Origin of the sequence: Shewanella sp. TC10, assembly GCF_009663145.1 — a bacterium.
GTDB lineage: Bacteria > Pseudomonadota > Gammaproteobacteria > Enterobacterales > Shewanellaceae > Shewanella.
The window spans coordinates 18,739-37,001 of the sequence record NZ_VKHR01000055.1; the positions used below are offsets into that span (position 1 = coordinate 18,739).

Sequence of the window (18,263 nt, forward strand, 5' to 3'; positions counted from 1 at the left end):
TTAGAATCAATCAAGTAAACTCACAAGCCACTTTTGCAATGGATCGTCATTGTATCTGGGATGCCACGCTGCAATCACATCAAAGCTATCTGGTGACTCTTCAAGCTCAATAGTGACAACATCTAACCCTTTGATCGCTCTAGACGGTAAAAACGCAATTGAGTCTGTTGTATTAAGATACATTGGCACAATAGAAAAACACGGAGCTGACACCACTACATTGCGTTTTAAGCCAAAAGTTGAGAACCATTCATCGATTGAACCTTTAAAATTAGGCCTTGATGGAGAAGCGATAATGGTTGGAAATTCAGCCACCTCAGCTAATGTTGGCGTTAATTGGGCTATCGATGAATGGGTCGATGTCACGCAAACATGATGCTCTTCAAATAATTTAACGACCTTGTAGCTCTCAGGAATATAGTCAGGAAATGCCACCGCTAAGTTAACTTTGCCGCTTTCCATCAACTCATGTAGTTTATCTAATTCGAAATCTCGAATGATCAGCTTTAAATTTGGAGCTTGTTGTCTTATTTTGGCAATTAAACTAGGTAAGATAATTTGTTGAGCATAATCTGTCGCAGCAATAACGAAAGTGCCTTTGGCCTTCTCTGGTGAAAAGTCTTTAGCTGACAATAACGAGTTAAAATCTATAAGCAGTCTATCTACGCCTACAGCGAGTTCTTCCGCAAATGGAGTTGGCACAAAGCCATTGGTCTTTCTCACAAATAGTCTGTCATCAAACACGTCTCGTAGTTTTTTCAAATGCTCGCTTACTGCTTGCTGAGTTAACCCCAGCTGATTTGCAGCTTTAGAAGCGTTCTCTTCACGAATTAATGCCTGAAACACTCTAAGTTGTTTCATATCTAAACGGTCTAATTTACTCATGCTAACCACTTTCAAAGCTTGATAATGGTAGCAGTCTAACACTTCACAATAAAAAATTGTAACACCTACAAATAACATTTGTTTCCGCTTGTTTTGATTCCTGCCTAAGATACATCCATCGAAACAAACACAGGTTAAGGATCAAATATGAAAACAGTTATTTTAATCGGCGCACTAGGTAAAATGGGACAGGCTGCACTAACAGGGCTTGGCAATCACAAGGTTATTACCGCAGGTCGTTCGGGCGATGTTGATCATATTGTCGACATCACAGATGAACAGTCAATTGAGTCACTTTACGAAAAAGTAGGCCACTTTGATGCTGTAGTGAATACTGTCGGGTTTTGTGAATATGAAACCTTTGAGGCAATGACTGAGTCTCAATGGTTAACAACCATAATGAGCAAAATGATGGGACAAATTAACTTAGTCCGAATTGGTCAGAAATATATTGCTGATGGCGGCTCATTTACGCTTATCAGTGGCATATTAAACATGAAGCCAATTCCGTTTGCCATTGCAGATGCGACCACTAGCGGCGCCATAGACACTTTCGTAAAATGTGTTGCCCATGAGATGCCAAGAAATACCCGTATTAATGTGGTAAACCCAACCGTGTTAGCTGAGGCGTGGGAAGTGTACGGTGAAATGATGCCAGGGTTTGAACCCGTACCAGGAAGATTAGTCGGTAAAGCTTTTGAGCGTTCAGTAGATGGTTTCATCAATGGTGAAGTTATCATCGTAGACGCCTAGTCACTATGAAGTCGGTCTAAAACGGCAAATGGCTTCTAACGTGCAGTCATAAAAGATGTACCCTTACAATTTTTGAACATAAATAAGCCCCGACTAATATCGAGGCTCATTCTCTTGTCGCCATACAATAAAGTTCGAAACTTTACCTAGCTGAAGCCTTGATGTTTACGTTACAACAGATTCATCAAGTAACATTAAAAATAAGACCGAAGTTATCAACTAACGAAGTTTAAAGCTGGATCAATCCCCCGTTGGAAATCTTTCGCTTTTCAGAAAATTTCGTCGGGGCTGCTGGGGAGATGCAAGAGGGGTGAGCAGTTTCACCCTTCTTGCTCTGCTCTTTACAAAAGAAGGGGCGAAGCGCCACGACTTTGATTTTTTAGATGATAACTTCAAAAGTTGAAACACATTTTGGGGCAAAAGCTTGTTAAATGCTCCAATGGCTAGTATGAAAAGTTTCAATCTTTAATGTCTCTATTTCACACTTTATTTTTTAGTTTCAGACTTTAATGTACGTCGACATCTCTTAATAAAAGCATAATGGTACCCGAGGCCAGACTTGAACTGGCACGCCTGATTTTAAAACGACGAGGGATTTTATCTTTCTTCAATTACTCAAATTTTGGACACAAAAAAGCCCCAACTTTCGTTGAGGCTTTTTCGCACCATACTTACGTATGTAAATGATGGTACCCGAGGCCAGACTTGAACTGGCACGCCTGATTTTAAATCGACGAGGGATTTTATCTTGCTTCAATTACTCAAATTTCAGGTATAAAAAAGCCCCGACTAATGTCGAGGCTGTTTTATAATGGTACCCGAGGCCAGACTTGAACTGGCACGCCTGATTTTAAAGCGACGAGGTATTTTATAATTTTTTGAACTTTTAAACTTTTAGATATAAAAAAGCCCCGACTAATGTCGAGGCTGTTTTATAATGGTACCCGAGGCCAGACTTGAACTGGCACGCCTATTAAGCGAGGGATTTTAAATCCCTTGTGTCTACCGATTCCACCACTCGGGCAAACTCTGGTAACTCGTCGTAACGCGTTACAAAATTTGATATTCAACGTAGCAATCGGTTGCCGCCGCTGATGTGGTGCATACTTTACTGATTTTTCAGATAGGATCAATAAAAAAATGAAACTTATTGTTCAAGTGGCCGTTTAACGAGCAAATAGCACGAAAACACGGCGTTAATGCATCAATTACAGCCAAACCAATGAAACTAATCTTTTAGAGCTTCGCTTACTCTTAGTTTCAATACTGGTAATAGTTGCTCAGCAAACCAAGGATTCTTTGCTAACCAAATATTATTTCTAGGGCTTGGATGAGGTAAAGGCATAATTGAACCATGATACTCAGACCAATTTTTAACCGTCTGTGTCAAAGACTGTTTCGACGTTCCCAAATGATAGTCTTGCGCATACTTACCTATAACAATAGTCAGCTTTAATTGTTTAAGCTCGGCGAGCAATAATGCTCGCCATGTCTGTGCGCAAATGGTTAATGGGGGTAAATCACCACTCTTCCCTTTGCCTGGATAACAAAACCCCATAGGCAAAATAGCGACTTGTTTAGGATCATAAAATACCGCTTTATCTATCCCAAGCCATTGACGTAACCGTTCGCCACTGGCGTCATCAAATGGCACGCCTGATTGATGCACAGCTAAGCCTGGTGCTTGACCTGCAATCAGTATTTTGGCACTTGAATGAAGTTGCACCACTGGATTAACGCCATGAGCCAACTTAGGCTTGCACAGTTGACACTGTTTAACCTTTTCAATCAGAACATTTAATTCTGCTTGGCTCATTTGGCTCCCAAGGTGTTAATTACCTGAATAACACCAATTAATCACTATTAAAATCAAGTTCTAAACTCGACTAAAGTTTAAAATAGGCTAAGGTTTAAAATCGACTAGGATTCAAGCTCAATTAAACGCTGACAAATCTCATCAAAACTCGGTCTTAGACTGGTTTGCGCTTGTAAACAGTCTCGTGATAATTCTGATAACGCACTAAAAAGTGGACTATCAGATTGTTTACCCAACACTTTTTGCTGTTCTAATAAATCATCCAGCATATTACCAAATGCTCTTACCTCAATGCTTTGCATTAGTGTCGCTTTATGCTGTGTTAACTTGCTTAAATCTGTCGCTGCACCAAAATCACCAAATAGCATATTCGCTTCATCATCAATCATAGTGTTATGGGCGTATATATCTCCATGACTGACTTTGTGTTGATGTAAATGGGCTAAGGCGCCCGCCATGCTCAACATGACTTTAACGATATGCAAGATTGAAATATCCATATCATCGGCAAAAGTATCTCTAGTACAAGTAACAAGTGACGGTGGTAAACCTAAATTGTAAAAGCGCGACGGGATCAACTCCATCACTAAACCTAAATGTTCTGGCTCTGAAATTTGAGCTAGCACTTTAATCAAATTTGGGTGATGGCCAGCACTTAAGCAGCAATGCAGTTCATCTTTTGGGTAACCGTCTGAAGTAACGGCCCCTCTAAACATCTTCAGTGCAACAATATCGTTTATATTCGTTTTAGCATCGCTAAGTTGCTTTGTTTGCAACAACTCAGGTTGCGCAGGAGTCCAATAAGCTTGATAGATAACACCTGAAGCGCCCTGTCCTAATTGTTCCCCCAACTCAAATTCAGCCATTTCAGCATGTAAAAATGCGTCATGACTAACATGATTATCAGTGACTGGGTTGCCGCTAAATGCAAGCCATGCAAGCTTGGGCATAGATAACAACCAATCAGGCACTTGAGTTAAATTATTGGCTGATATTCTTAATAACTCGAGCTCTTGGCAGTTCGCCATGGTATCAGGCAGCGAGTTAATCTTATTGCCGGCTAATGCGCATTTCTTTAAACGATGTAACTGCCCGATTGATTGCGGTAACTGGGTGATCTGATTATCCGTTAAAATAAGCCAGCGAGTATCAACAGGTAGGCAGTTTTCAGCGACGGTAGATATTTGATTCGCTTTAAAGCCAATCATTTCAAGTTTAGGACACTGAGCAATAATGTGAGGAACTTCAGTAAAGCAGTTAAACGACAAAAATAGGATTTTAAGTTCAGTTAGGCATGCAAATTCATCAGGTAATTGGCTTAAACGATTATTGGATAAATCCAGCACCTCTAAGCTGTCTGCAAACGTTAAAATTTCATGTGGGAATTCAACCAACTGCTCAGCAATTTGGATACGTTGTAGTTTCTGACCGTTTAATTCACCTGATGTTAATTGAGCTAACGTGTGCAAATGACCTTCCTAAATTTCAATCTGATTTAAATTGCGCACATAATAAGGGATTGGATTAGACAAGTTAAGGCCAGTTATCACTTAAACAGACAAACTCACTTGATGGTATTGATCCTTGTCTTTTAATCCCGAACTAACGAAAATAATCCAACTATAATCACTTCAAATAAACAAGGCAGTCCAATGAATGAATTAACACCTATTAGCTTTTTCAGTCGATTTGAAGAAGATATTTTATCTGGCGCAAAAACGATTACCTTGCGGGATGAGGCGGAGTCTCATTTCAAGGTAGGTGAAACCTTGTCTGTCACTACCTTTGAAGATGAGCGTTGGTTCTGCAATATCAAGGTGTTGTCAGTCACTAAAGTCGCGTTCCATCACTTAACTGAAGACCATGCTGAACAAGAAAACATGTCATTGGAGTTTCTGAAATCATTGATTCAGGAAGTTTACCCTGGTGTCGAAGAGTTATTTGAAATCAAGTTCCAGTTGCTAAACTGATCTTAACATTGAGATTGGTTTTTATTTGCTGATGAAACTAAGGCTCAATTAGGATATAACTATCAGTAATTAAAAGAAAAGTAACTAAACGGAAAGGATTGCCGACATTGCATTATTTAAGCTTAATTTTTTTATGGCCAATTTATTTACTCCAAGCCATTTGGGTAAAAAAAACCACACTAAAACTGCCTGAACCTAAAGGGTTACGTGAAGGTATTGTCAGACTAAATAATGCTGATGATTCACAATTAAGCATAGATACTGAAGTCGTTTCCAGTTCAGATCCCAATACATTATCGATATTGGTTATTGGTGATTCTGCGGCCGCTGGGGTTGGGGTTGAAACTCAGCAACAAGCCCTAACAGGCCAAACGGTTCAATCCATTAGCGCGTTAACGAGCCAACAAACAGAGCCAGCAGCCCAAGTCCGCTATCACAAACTCAAATGGCGATTAATTGCTAAAAGCGGATACAGTACTAAGAATTGCTTAAACAAGCTCAACCACATATTAAGTCAAGCTCATCAAATTAGCGCCGATACTGTGATTATTTCTTTAGGCGTGAACGATGTTTTAAGCCCGATTTCAGCCAAAACTTGGATTAGCCAACAGCAGCAATTATGTGAGTTGCTTTATACATCATTAGGCTGCAATCAAATTATTATCACCAGTGTTCCACCGATGTCAGCCTTCCCCGCTTTACCCCAGCCTTTTAGGTGGTTTCTTGGTAGTAGAGCCAATGAATTTAATCATGCTTTAACCCAGTGGATTGACCATAGCTCACTCCCATGTGAGCAATTAGATATGCGGGAATCATTGTCTAACGCAACCATGGCTGAAGATGGATTTCACCCCAGTGCAGAAATTTATCAACACTGGGGGAAAATGGCTGCTGGGTTAATTCAGTTGAATAAACAAGCTAATCACACCTCAGCAAATTCCGTTCAGAATAAAACTAACGACCGATAAAGCGACCTGTTTTTATCTAAGCAATTACTTTATACAAGAGTTACTCTAGACAAGAGTTATTCTAGGCGGCTGTTATTCTAAACAAGAGTTATTCTAGGCGACTGTTATTTTAAACAAGTGTTATTCTACACAACAGTGAGTACTATCTTGCCTACATGATGCTTTTCCTGAAACACTTGCTGGGCAGTGGCAATGTCAGCTAAGGAAAATGTGTCAGCCACAATTGGTTTTATTTTTCCAGACTCAATCGTTGCCACTAAGTTCGCAAATACTTCAGGCTCTAAAACCGTGCAGCCAAAGAAGCTCAAATCCTTTAAATAAAGGGTTCTTACATCAAGTTCAACTAAGGCGCCGCCAATGGCACCTGAAACGGCGTAGCGGCCACCAGGCTTTAACACATCGATTAACTGCGGCCATTGTTTACCAGCAACTAAATCAATCACCACATTAACGCTATTTTTCCCCAAGATTTCAACTAAGTCTGCATCTCTTGGCAATACTTGATCCGCACCTAATTCAAGCAAAAGCTCATTTTTACTTGGACTGGTAATCGCAATGACTTTTGCACCGCGGGCTTTTACAAGCTGAATTGCTGCCGAGCCAACGCCACCAGATGCACCAGTAATCAAAACTGTATCAGTTGAACAAACTTTAGCGCGAGTTAGCATATTTTCAGCGGTGGAATACGAACAAGGAAACGACGCTAGTTCCACATCAGTAAGAGAACTATTTATTACACAAGCATGTCTAGATGCCACAACGGTAAATTCTGCAAATCCACCATCACATTCAGAGCCATAATACCAAGGAGAGGCTAACTCTTTTCCTTTTGACTCTGTGATACATGGCTCAATTAACACTCGCTCACCAATACGATCTTGTGGAACATTAGCCCCTACAGCCACAATCACGCCACATACATCTGCACCTTGAATACGAGGAAATACTAAGGCCTGACTTGACCAGCTAGCATCATCGCTTTCTGCACCTGATTTGGAATACCATGCTGTTCGGGTATTAATATCTGTGTTATTCACACCTGCAGCTAGTACACGAATAAGCACTTCACCGTCTGCTGGCGCGGGGACTTTAATCTGGTTATTAACTTGCAACATCTCTGGCCCACCATGGCCAATTAACTGAACCCCTTTCATTGTTTCTGGGATCGCTTGGTTTAGGCTTGATGCTTCTAAAGACGGCATACTGGTGACTCCATAATGATAGATATAACTTGTTTGGCTGAAAGCACTGACTCTTGGCCCATTAAAGGCCAGGTGGTTGAAACACCCTCATGTAGTAAAAATAATGCTGAAGCGAGATCAGGTCGAAGACTGGCGTCAGCTAATCGCTGACGTACATCTAACTTATGGCTCGCCACCGCATTAATCACATCCTGATTATCAGGAAATGCGCTGATGGCATTCATCGACATACACCCATTAGGTGCAAATTGCTGCATCCATTTCTCTAACTGAGAAAAAATAAATAACACAGATTCTGTGCCTGTATTAGCTGCCTCATCAGTCAAAAATGAAAGATACCTTTGGTGGCGATACTCAAGCGCTGCAACAATCATCGCCTCTTTAGAGGGGTAATGCTTGTATAGGGTTCGCAAGCTCACATTACATGCCGTTTTTAATTGCGCCACACTTGGTTCTGCAAAACCCAACTGGCTAAATGCGACTTCTAAACTCGCAGCAATTTGTACTTTCAATGGCTGCGAATTGTCAGCAGTGAAATCAACGCCTGAACTGTTACCTGCTTCACTTTTAGTCTGCCGATCGTTTATAAGCCCATCGTTAATAGGCACATCGCTAACAGACGCATCGTTAATAAGCGAACTTTTCATATACTCACCTCAGGTAGAATACTTACTCTACCCATATAGTAGAATGAACACTCTACCCTGTCAACGGGTAACAATCTAAATCGTTACTCTGATCGATTAGACAGTGAGGTTCTAAAACATTTAATTCATCTGCTACAAGAATGACTTAATCGACCGCTCAATGGTTTATGGCCATTAGGACAAACACTGATATTAAAAACGCTGGGATTAAAAACACAAAGGCTTAAAACTCAATTGCCTAAAACTCAATTACTTAAAACACTATGTTTGAAACCGATGGTTTAAAACCAATATCTTAAAATCAATATTTTATAATCAATGGTTAACAGTATTGAATGATTAGTAAGCATCTTGGAATAGTCATGTATACCTGAACGATATGAACACTTGGAGGGGGATTTGTTGGGCAGGTAAATAAGTTGTGATTTGAGTCAAACTTCATTTGTATTATTATACGTCAAATGTAATATTTAGCGTTATATTGTCCATAAGCAATAACGATAATCACAGGTATTATTCATATAAGTGCACAGATGCTCATAAGTGAAATGCCGACACCATTCACTAAAACTCTAATAGATAATAAGAAGTAGGAATGTAGTTACCATGAAAAAATTATCAGTAATTCCTTTAACAATCCTTGTGTCAGGCTTTTTGACAGCTTGTGCCTCCACCACTGAACCATCCGTTAATCCATACCCAGCGGCAACTGGAGAGCGAACGGCACCAGCGACTCACCCTCAATTTGCTAATATTCTAGCAGCATCAAAACTTCAAATTTCTACACCTAATTCAAGACCAGGCAGCAAATATGAACTTGCCACAGACAGTGATTTTAGCGGGATCGTGAATGAACACTTTTATGTCGACCAAGGTTCACAAGCATTAGTGATGAATATGGAAGGCTATAAACTGCGCAACGAATTACGCGTACTAGAAAACTTTAAGTCAGATCTTCCGAATACCTTTTATCATCTATCTGCCGAGTTGATGCCAATCAATCCAAGAGACTCGGTTAAAGACAGCCCATCTAAAAATGACGCGATGACATTCTTACAAGTCCACAATAAGGGCACCTTTGATGACGGAAAACATGGGGTTGGCTATATCCCCCATCCACTGCTGCGCTTAGTGTATGAAGCTGACCGCAAAGGCATTAAAGATCACTACTGGGCTATCATTAAAAATAACGCTGTAAATTGCAGCAAAGATAGTGGAAACCGCGACACATCTGATTGTAAAAATGCATATATCCGCTTCGACCTTGGTGCATACGATCCAAATGCTCCTACTAAATTCGATATTATTGTTGGTGATTCAAAATTAGTAATTAATCGAGATGGTGAGAACCAAGTCGAACATGACATCACTTATTGGAAAGAAATGCTCAATTACTTCAAAGCTGGGGTATACAACCAATTTGAGAATGGAAAAAGTGAGGCTCACTTCTATCAGCTAGATTATAAAATCGAGCAAAAATAATCCTATTCGTGAATAGTTGGTAGCAAACGTTATCAACTATTCACACCTACAAACTATTTCCCTATCACCCGAATCACGTTAAGTTCCCAAGCTCAAAAAAGTAAAAGTCGTATGTAAGCTTTCATGGAAGAACAATAGTACCGAGGCCAGACTTGAACTGGCACGCCCGATTTTAAAACGACGAGGGATTTTATAATCTTTTAAACTTTAGACATAAAAAAGCCCCGACTAATGTCGAGGCTCATTCTCTTAATAAAAGCATAATGGTACCCGAGGCCTGACTTGAACTGGCACGCCCGATTTTAAAATGACGAGGGATTTTATCTTAGTTCAATTAATCAAATTTTGGACACAAAAAAGCCCCAACTTTCGTTGAGGCTTTTTCGCACCATACTTACGTATGTAAATGATGGTACCCGAGGCCAGACTTGAACTGGCACGCCTATTAAGCGAGGGATTTTAAATCCCTTGTGTCTACCGATTCCACCACTCGGGCAAAAGTGTTGTTTTAACCGTTTATCGTCTTAAAAGCGACTAAACAATTAAACAAAAATTGTGGAGGCGCGACCCGGAGTCGAACCGAGGTCGACGGATTTGCAATCCGCAGCATAGCCATTCTGCCATCGCGCCGTATAGAGAATGATTGGAGCGACATATCGGGTTCGAACCGATGACCTATACCTTGGCAAGGTATCGCTCTACCAACTGAGCTAATGTCGCATCTCTTACGCTTAACTAATTCAATTAACAAGGTATCGTCTGATACAAAGCAAACTGAGCTAATGTCGCATCTCTCTCGCTTAAGTAATTCAATCAACAAGGTATCGTCTGATACAAGGCCAACTGAACTAATGTCGCAATCATTTGCCTATCTTCGCAGATTAGGCCTCGATGTCATCAAGCTGCAACCTTTCGGTTATAAGCTGAAGCATCGCTGTCTACGGGGGTGCATTCTACCGATTTCAGTGTCGGTGTCAATTGCTGTTTTCAACAAAAATGACTGAATGCGCACTAAATAAACTTATTGAACTTTTATTGTGCTATTCAGCTGTTAAGTCTTTCCAAGCTGCTGAAATATAACTCATCATCGACCAGAAAGTCAGTACTGCAGCGACATAGAATAGCCCATAGGCCACATTGGTTAAAAATTCATTCGGTTGCCAAATCAAACCGATGATCGCCACCATTTGTGCAGCAGTTTTATATTTTCCAATCCAAGAAACTGCAACGACCCCACGCTTTCCAATTTCGGCCATCCACTCTCGCAGTGCTGAAATAACAATTTCGCGGCCAATCATAAATAGTGCCGCTAACGTCAGGTAAATATTATCGTTTTGTTGAACCAGCAATACCAACGCAGTAGTGACCATAATTTTATCCGCAACCGGATCTAAAAAGGCACCAAAACGTGTGGACTGCTTAAGCTTTCTTGCTGCATAACCGTCTAACGCGTCTGTTACCGCCGCCAACCAGAAGATAAATGCGGACGCAAAAGGCGCCCAAGAATATGGGAGATAAAAAACAACGACAAAAACCGGCAAAAGTACAAGCCGGAATAATGTTAGCGCTATAGGTAAATTAAAAGGCATTGAAGAAACCAAATAGTCAGAAACAGCGCCAATCTTGCCTTAATTTTATCCCCCTCGCAATGCATCATGGATTGTTTGTGCCATTTCTAGGCTAATTCCAGGCACTTTTGTTAATTCTGCCACACTAGCGCCCTTCACCTCCTGTATTCCACCCAAGTGTTGTAACAGTAATTTACGTCTTTTAGGCCCCACTCCTTGAATAGATTCTAAGGTGGAAGTATTACGGGTCTTCTGACGCTTGTTTCGGTGTCCTGTAATGGCAAATCGATGTGACTCATCGCGAATATGTAATATCAGATGAAATGCTGGTGAATCACTGGCAAGTTCAAACGTTTGTTCAGTGCCACCAAAAACAAAAGTTTCCAGTCCAGCTTTTCGACCTTCTCCTTTGGTCACGCCAATTAGCAATGGTGGTCTGTCTAAATGAACACATTTTTCATCAACAATGGTTTGTGCAATGCGCAACTGACCTAAGCCACCATCAATAAATACAATGTCGGGGACTTTGCCGTTATTGTCGATTTTATCAAATCGACGTTTAAGGGCTTGCTCCATCGCGGCATAATCATCGCCGCCGGTGATACCATTAATGTTGTAACGACGATAATCTGCTTTATAGGGGCCTTCTCGGTTAAACACCACGCAAGAAGCGACAGTGCTCTCTCCCATTGTATGGCTTATATCAAAACACTCCATACGGGTAATTTGATGACCAAACTCCAACGCTTCTTCTAATAACTGAAAACGTTGTTCAACAGTATTTTTGTGGGATAAACGCGTATTAACCGCATTACTTGCATTGGTAACAGCTAATCGCAAAAAGTTAGCCCGCTCACCACGAACATGGGTTTTGATTTCAAATTTACGCTCTAATGCTGAGGAAATGGTTTCTTCAAGCACTTTTTTCTCGTCAAAGTTTTCACTGATGATCACTTCTTTTGGAATCGTTCTTTGAATATCTGCGTTTAAATAAAATTGACCAATAAATGACACCAAAACTTCTTCTAATTCTGTTTCCGCTGGTACCGTTGGGTAGTAACTCCGGCTGCCGAAAATTTTACCGTCACGAATAAACAATAAATGAAAACAAACAATACCAGATGCGTAATGTACGCCAATAACGTCCATATCACCTTTATGGTTCGACACTTCTTGCTGCTCAGCTACGCGTCTTAATGCTGTGATTTGATCTCGATATTGGGCCGCAGATTCGTATTCCATTTCATTAGCAGCAGTGTCCATTTTAGCCACCAGCTCACTAATCACTTGTTTGTCTTTCCCCCGTAAAAACAGGCTTGCAAGCTTTACTTGGCCAGCGTAGTCCTCATCAGAGATACGTCCGACACAAGGCGCACTGCAACGCTCTAATTGATACTGTAAACATGGACGTGAGCGAGACTTATAGTACAAATCATCACATTGGCGAATAGGAAACAACTTTTGCATCAGGTTTAGACTTTCGCGCACTGCTCCGCCATTAGGATATGGACCAAAGTAATGGCCTTTTTCTCTTTTCGGGCCACGATGATAAGCCAGTCTAGGATGCTTATGACCACTTAATAGAATGTACGGATAAGATTTATCGTCACGTAGCAATACATTGTACTTAGGCATGTATTGCTTGATGTAATCATTCTCAAGTAATAAAGCATCGGTTTCACTATGTGTCAGGGTGACATCAACATTGGCAATGCGAGCAACTAAAGCTTGAGTTTTAACGTTGGGCAGGTTCGCCCTAAAATAGGATGAGAGACGCTTTTTGAGATCTTTTGCTTTACCCACATAAATGACTTCACCTTTGTCATCGTACATACGATAAACACCTGGTGAAGAAGAGACGGTTTTTAAAAATAATTTTGAATTAAAGCTTGAAGGCATCAACTATCCTAAAATAGGCGTCGATACCTTTGTATGAACACCTAATGGCTAAAAAGAACTGGCATCGAGCATTTTGTAGCGAATAGCTAGGCGGGTCAACTCAACATCGCCACCAATATCTAATTTGGCAAATAAACGGTAGCGATAACTGTTAACGGTTTTAGGGCTAAGGTTCAGTTTTTCTGAAATATCATTTACCTTTTCGCCATTGGTAATCATCAGCATAATCTGTAATTCACGTTCAGATAAACTGCTAAATGGATTTTCATCTGAGTGACTAAACTGGCTTAACGCCATTTGCTGAGCTATTTCAGGGGAAAGGTAACGTTGTCCACGGGAGACTTGCTGAATCGCGCGAAGCACTTCTGGTGAAGTTGAGCCTTTAGTTAAATAACCCGAGGCACCAGCTTGCATCACTTTTGTCGGGAAGGGATCTTCAGTTTGTACCGTTAATACAATAATTTTAGCTTCTGGTTGATAGCGTAAAATCTTACGGGTTGCCTCTAAGCCGCCCATACCAGGCATATTCATATCCATTAAGATCACATCTGCTTCACTTTGACGGGACCACTGCACAGCAGTTTCGCCATCTGGCGCTTCGCCAACGACTTTAATGCCTCGTTCATCTTCTAATAAACGACGGATGCCAGTTCTCACTAACTCATGATCATCAACTAAATATACTGAAATCAACTTCGACTTACCCCTAAAGCTATTCGTCCTGAATTTTTTTATTATTATCCTTACTTGGGTAATTTAGCTTATTGCGAGGCTAACGGAAAGCGATAATAGCGCTTAAGGATGTAAGAATTTACATACCGACATGTCATTAAGCCAACATTGTCAGCAAAAAATCTATTTTGCGATTTTTCACTGGTTAGTATTTAAACAAATGACTTAAGTGAGCGTTATCAATAATTAAAATATAATAAAAAACCGCAATAACATAAGTCATTGCGGTTTAATGGTCGTTTATTTGATAGCTCAGTTTAATCGCTACCTAGTAAAGCAAGTTAATCACCCAGCAAAGTAAATTCCGTGATTATTCTTCATTTTCTACGAAGTCATCAGTGAAGTCAGTTTCCCAATACTTATAACCTTGAACCGTAGCCTGTGCTGCAGCACCCATTAGGTTAACTTGATAAGTTTTTACGCCACTAACATCGACAGATTGGTTAGCTGACGCTTGGTCACCACTTTCTTCATATTTTGCACTGGCTTCTGCCTGTGCTTGACCTTCATAACCAGACTCTTTAAAGCGAGTCATCGCATCGTTATCCATAAAGGCTTGTACGAATGCCATTTGTTTCCAACCAATACCAGCACCAACTCCGCCTGTGGCAAAGCGATAGTAAGAGTTTTGACCATTAGAAGTCAGAACACATACTCCGCCACCAGTAGATAGAGCGAATAGATAGCTGTTACTACCAGTACAAACTACATAACCCACTGAGTTAGCCACAGCGGTCTTAGCGCCACTATGCTCTGCATAAATTTCTTGCAGTGCAGATTGGGTTTCTTTGCGAGCATTAGCTTTTTTAGATTCTGGGTTATCACCTGTCGCACAACCCGTTAATAAAGCAGGAACCATAACAGCAGCTAAAAGTAATTTTTTACTGATAAAAGTCTTAGACATGTAAATTTCCTCTGTAAAAGTAGGTATTAAGTTGCCTTTATTGGCAAGTTACACAGATATATAAATGCACTCATTGGAGTGGGTGTTTTTCTCAGAAATAAGCCACGTAGATGACTACTGTGTTACTTAACCGCTTCTGAATAAGTTAAATCGTTTTCGTTTAAACAATTACAATTTATAAAAAGCTAATATCGTTTCGTGCTGTTTTTTCTTTTGCTTAAAGCTAATGCTTAAAGCTAGTGCTTAATGTTAATGCTTAATCTTAGTACCTAAAGTTAGAGCTTAATGTTAGTGCCTAATATTAGTGTCTAGTATTAGTACTTAGTGTTCATTAAACCGCTAACTCGATATGGGACTATTATAATTGAGCCAAGCAACATTTGTTACCATTTTGCGCCACAGGTGAGCTTAATCTCTACTTTGCAACGATTGATAAATTCAGTTTGATTCGAAATTCGTCATTTCAAAATTCACTTCTAAGCGCAGTTAAAGCCTATTTCACTAACCTTTTATTTATTCTGTGTCTTTAAATTTAGTCTTTATTTCTAAAATTTCATCTAATTTATCAATAAATAACGGTACTAATTTAGGATCAAAGTGACTACCCGCTTCACGCTCTATTAGCGCTATTGCATCCTCAACACTCCACGCTTTTTTATAAGGTCGTTCACTGGTTAGCGCATCAAATACATCGGCAATTGCCACTATCCGACCATATAAAGGAATACTTTCACCAGTTAAACCATTTGGATAACCGCTACCATCCCACTTTTCATGATGTGTTAGGGCCACTTCTTGGGCAATGGTCATTAGCTCAGAGTCTTTGTCACCTAGAATTTCCGCACCAATTTCGCAATGCTTTTTCATTTCTTCAAACTCTTCAAAATCGAGCTTACCTGGTTTTTTCAAAATAGCGTCTGAAATACCAATTTTCCCAACATCATGCATCGGCGCTGCATTCATTAATACTTCAGCATCAGCTTCGTTAACACCAGCAGCAAGTGCTAACACATGAGTGTAATAACTCATCCGAATAACATGCATACCAGTTTCATTATCTTTGTATTCTGCAGCTCGGCCTAAACGACGGATCACGTTCAACTGATTTTGTGCAATTTCAGCTGTTTTCTGTTGCACCTTAGTAGCAAGTAATCTGTTTTGATTCGACAAAGCAAGTTGAGTATTAACACGTCGCTGCACAATTGGAGGGTTGAATGGTTTGGTAATATAGTCTGCAGCACCTAGCTCTAGTCCCTTAAGTTCGTCATCTGCGGATATTTTCGCAGTCACAAATATCACCGGAATATGGCGGGTTCTTTCATCGCGTTTAAGCTGCCTGCATACTTCAAAGCCATCTATTCCTGGCATCATAATATCCAGCAAAATTAAATCTAAACTGATGCTTTGAGCGATTTTCAGGGCTAACTCGCCATTCTTGGCAATCTTAATGTGATATTCAGATTTTAATACTCCAGCTAAAACATCAATGTTTTCTGGGGTATCGTCTACTACTAAAATAGTCTGCTTTTCCATCCAAATTCCTTAACCGATTTACTCTATATGGCCCATGTCTTTTTTAAATAGTTCTTTCTAATAGTTCTTTAAATTGCTTGTATTAATCTCACCGCTTTAATTAAATAACTGTTCAGTCGAGTAAGGTTAATTGCTCAATCATTTGTTTGGCTATTTCTGTTGCTGTATCAAGCTCGTATTCGCTTAACTGCTTTTCAAGTAATTTATAGTTATGCACCAGTGGTTCTACGTTTAAACATTCACCATGACTTTCAAGGTATTCTGTTGCTTCCATGTCAAAGCTTTCTAACATGGTAATCAACTCCTCTAAGGTCCTGATTGCTAATGCCTTGTCTAATGATAGTTGAACTTTTTCTCTTTGGTTTGCTGGTATTAAAGCTGCTATTTCTTGGCAAACGCTAGATAACTCTGCATCTAAATCAGCTATAGCGCTGACATCACTTTCTACTAACTCTTGCTCTAATTGCGTAGCCAATTGTGCAAGCTTTTCAGCGCCTATACTGCCAGCCACACCTTTTAGGGTATGAACTAAACGCGAAGCTAGCTGTTCATCTTTAACTGCAATCGCCTTCGAAAACGCGCCTACAAATCCTTTTTGGCCCGTCACAAACTTAGCTAATAACTTAAGATATAAACTGACGTCACCTTGGGTGCGCATTAATCCTTGAGCTGAATTAATGTGTTGCAAATGAGCGAACGATGGATCGACTTGTGTCGAAATAGAATTATCAGAAAGTGTGATGTCTGCTGGGTTCGCAGGGGTTATCCATTTCGCCATAGTGATAAACATGGCTTCAACATCAATTGGCTTAGGGATATGATCGTTCATCCCTGCATCTAAGGCTTTTTCACGATCACCTGCCATCGCATTCGCTGTCATTGCCAACACTGGGAGTAGATTATTTTCTGGTATTTCCCGTAACTTTTTAGTGGCTGTATAACCATCCATTACTGGCATTTGACAATCCATCAATACGCCATCAAAGCTTTGAACAGCTAAGCTTTCAAGTGCTTGCAGCCCGTTAGCTGCTATCGTGGTTTGAATATGTTTATTGTTGAGCAGTTCCTGAATCAATTCTTGGTTTAAATCGTTATCTTCAGCAATAAGAATGTTAGCACCCGCTAATTTGACTAACGCCTTGGATAGTTCACTATCAGTGTCCTGTTGAGCTGAATGATATTCAGCATCTGACATAACATAAGACAGCGCTTTAACCAGGCTTGACTGAGTTTGTGGCTTAGTCAGAATGCTATCAAAATGAACATCAACCGCATTCATCAGTAAATCTTCTTTACCATAGGCGGTTATCATAATGAGCTTAGGCTTAACTTTTACAGGCAAGTTACCGATAAAACGCGCAACATCGATTCCACTCACTTCAGGCATTTGCCAATCAACGATGGCAACATCAACTTGCCCTCCTGAATCTAGATAAGCAATTGCAGCCTCACCACTGTCTAGCGCTTTGACTTTCATGCCCACATTAATGAGTAAATTTGACAATATTTCACGAGCAGCTTGATTATCATCCACTAATAATACTGATTTACCAGCAAGGTAAGATGTATCTAGTTCTTTTATTGATACTGAAGAAATAGGACTTAAATCGAACGGTATATTCAAGTTAAAAGTGCTGCCTACATCTGGTTCACTATGTAGGGTAATTTCGGCATTCATCAACTCTGCAAGGTTTTTACAAATCGCTAAACCAAGACCTGTACCGCCATATTTTCGGGTGGTTGAGGCATCGGCTTGCGAAAATGCAWKAAAAAAGAAAGCATCATTTCTAGAGCATTTTCGATTATTGACTGTTATTACCGAATTTTCACATGCGTCCATATAAACTTGAGCAAGCTTAATTACTTCAGGAGAGTTGTCCATTCCTTCTATCGCATCTACTTTT

Annotated in this window: 15 protein-coding genes and 4 tRNA genes; 4 read left to right on the forward strand and 15 right to left on the reverse strand. The window is 40.2% G+C overall.

Translation table 11 applies throughout. The features are described from left to right. Positions 1-6 precede the first annotated feature (6 nt). The gene (locus FNZ24_RS16755; RefSeq protein ID WP_153915987.1) at positions 7-885 is read right to left on the reverse strand and encodes a LysR family transcriptional regulator; all 879 of its coding nucleotides are present in this window, start codon (positions 883-885) and stop codon (positions 7-9) included. Between the two features lie 147 nt (positions 886-1,032). Between FNZ24_RS16755 and FNZ24_RS16760 the strand changes: the two genes are divergently transcribed. After that, entirely contained in the window at positions 1,033-1,638 is a 606-nt protein-coding gene (locus tag FNZ24_RS16760) for a short chain dehydrogenase (protein ID WP_153915988.1), read from the forward strand. Positions 1,639-2,576: 938 nt separating this feature from the next. Here FNZ24_RS16760 and FNZ24_RS16765 read toward each other — a convergent pair. From FNZ24_RS16765 to FNZ24_RS16775, 3 genes are all read right to left on the reverse strand, one after another. After that, a tRNA-Leu gene (locus FNZ24_RS16765) sits at positions 2,577-2,662 on the reverse strand. Positions 2,663-2,866: 204 nt separating this feature from the next. Beyond that, on the reverse strand, positions 2,867-3,454 hold the full coding sequence (locus FNZ24_RS16770) for a uracil-DNA glycosylase family protein (RefSeq protein WP_153915989.1): 588 nt from the start codon (positions 3,452-3,454) through the stop codon (positions 2,867-2,869). A gap of 104 nt (positions 3,455-3,558) precedes the next feature. After that, positions 3,559-4,923, reverse strand: a complete 1,365-nt coding sequence (locus FNZ24_RS16775; RefSeq protein WP_153915990.1) for a leucine-rich repeat-containing protein kinase family protein — start codon at positions 4,921-4,923, stop codon at positions 3,559-3,561. A 183-nt stretch (positions 4,924-5,106) separates the two neighbouring features. Here FNZ24_RS16775 and yqfB point away from each other — a divergent pair, with 183 nt between their 5' ends. Then, positions 5,107-5,424 (forward strand): N(4)-acetylcytidine aminohydrolase, encoded by a 318-nt coding sequence (gene yqfB, locus FNZ24_RS16780; protein ID WP_153915991.1) that lies wholly within the window; start codon positions 5,107-5,109, stop codon positions 5,422-5,424. A 98-nt stretch (positions 5,425-5,522) separates the two neighbouring features. After that, on the forward strand, positions 5,523-6,392 hold the full coding sequence (locus tag FNZ24_RS16785) for an SGNH/GDSL hydrolase family protein (RefSeq protein ID WP_153915992.1): 870 nt from the start codon (positions 5,523-5,525) through the stop codon (positions 6,390-6,392). A 125-nt stretch (positions 6,393-6,517) separates the two neighbouring features. On the opposite strand, the gene FNZ24_RS16790 is transcribed toward FNZ24_RS16785, so the two are convergent. Next, a complete protein-coding gene (locus tag FNZ24_RS16790) occupies positions 6,518-7,594 on the reverse strand; it encodes an alcohol dehydrogenase family protein (RefSeq protein ID WP_153915993.1) in 1,077 nt (358 codons plus the stop codon). After that, positions 7,582-8,106, reverse strand: a complete 525-nt coding sequence (locus FNZ24_RS16795; protein WP_228768525.1) for a TetR/AcrR family transcriptional regulator — start codon at positions 8,104-8,106, stop codon at positions 7,582-7,584. The genes FNZ24_RS16790 and FNZ24_RS16795 overlap by 13 nt, the downstream gene beginning before the upstream one ends. Positions 8,107-8,847: 741 nt before the next feature. On the opposite strand from FNZ24_RS16795, the gene FNZ24_RS16800 reads away from it, so the two are divergent. Beyond that, on the forward strand, positions 8,848-9,723 hold the full coding sequence (locus tag FNZ24_RS16800) for a polysaccharide lyase family 7 protein (RefSeq protein WP_153915995.1): 876 nt from the start codon (positions 8,848-8,850) through the stop codon (positions 9,721-9,723). A gap of 410 nt (positions 9,724-10,133) precedes the next feature. On the opposite strand, the gene FNZ24_RS16805 is transcribed toward FNZ24_RS16800, so the two are convergent. The 9 genes from FNZ24_RS16805 to FNZ24_RS16845 form a co-directional block, all read right to left on the reverse strand. Next, positions 10,134-10,219, reverse strand: a tRNA-Leu gene (locus FNZ24_RS16805). A gap of 60 nt (positions 10,220-10,279) precedes the next feature. Further along, positions 10,280-10,353: transfer RNA gene (locus FNZ24_RS16810), tRNA-Cys, on the reverse strand. Between the two features lie 14 nt (positions 10,354-10,367). After that, positions 10,368-10,443, reverse strand: a tRNA-Gly gene (locus FNZ24_RS16815). 320 nt (positions 10,444-10,763) lie between these two features. Next, the gene (pgsA, locus tag FNZ24_RS16820) at positions 10,764-11,312 is read right to left on the reverse strand and encodes a CDP-diacylglycerol--glycerol-3-phosphate 3-phosphatidyltransferase (RefSeq protein ID WP_153915996.1); all 549 of its coding nucleotides are present in this window, start codon (positions 11,310-11,312) and stop codon (positions 10,764-10,766) included. 45 nt (positions 11,313-11,357) lie between these two features. Then, complete coding sequence (uvrC, locus tag FNZ24_RS16825; RefSeq protein ID WP_153915997.1) at positions 11,358-13,190, reverse strand: excinuclease ABC subunit UvrC; 1,833 nt, start codon at positions 13,188-13,190, stop codon at positions 11,358-11,360. Positions 13,191-13,238: 48 nt separating this feature from the next. Continuing rightward, positions 13,239-13,883 (reverse strand): UvrY/SirA/GacA family response regulator transcription factor, encoded by a 645-nt coding sequence (gene uvrY / locus FNZ24_RS16830; RefSeq protein WP_102527121.1) that lies wholly within the window; start codon positions 13,881-13,883, stop codon positions 13,239-13,241. Positions 13,884-14,232: 349 nt separating this feature from the next. Then, positions 14,233-14,826 (reverse strand): hypothetical protein, encoded by a 594-nt coding sequence (locus FNZ24_RS16835; RefSeq protein ID WP_153915998.1) that lies wholly within the window; start codon positions 14,824-14,826, stop codon positions 14,233-14,235. Positions 14,827-15,339: 513 nt separating this feature from the next. Then, positions 15,340-16,359, reverse strand: a complete 1,020-nt coding sequence (locus FNZ24_RS16840; RefSeq protein WP_153915999.1) for an HD-GYP domain-containing protein — start codon at positions 16,357-16,359, stop codon at positions 15,340-15,342. A 112-nt stretch (positions 16,360-16,471) separates the two neighbouring features. Then, positions 16,472-18,263, reverse strand: a 1,792-nt coding sequence (locus FNZ24_RS16845) for a response regulator (protein ID WP_153916000.1), incomplete at its 5' end; no start/stop codon positions are given.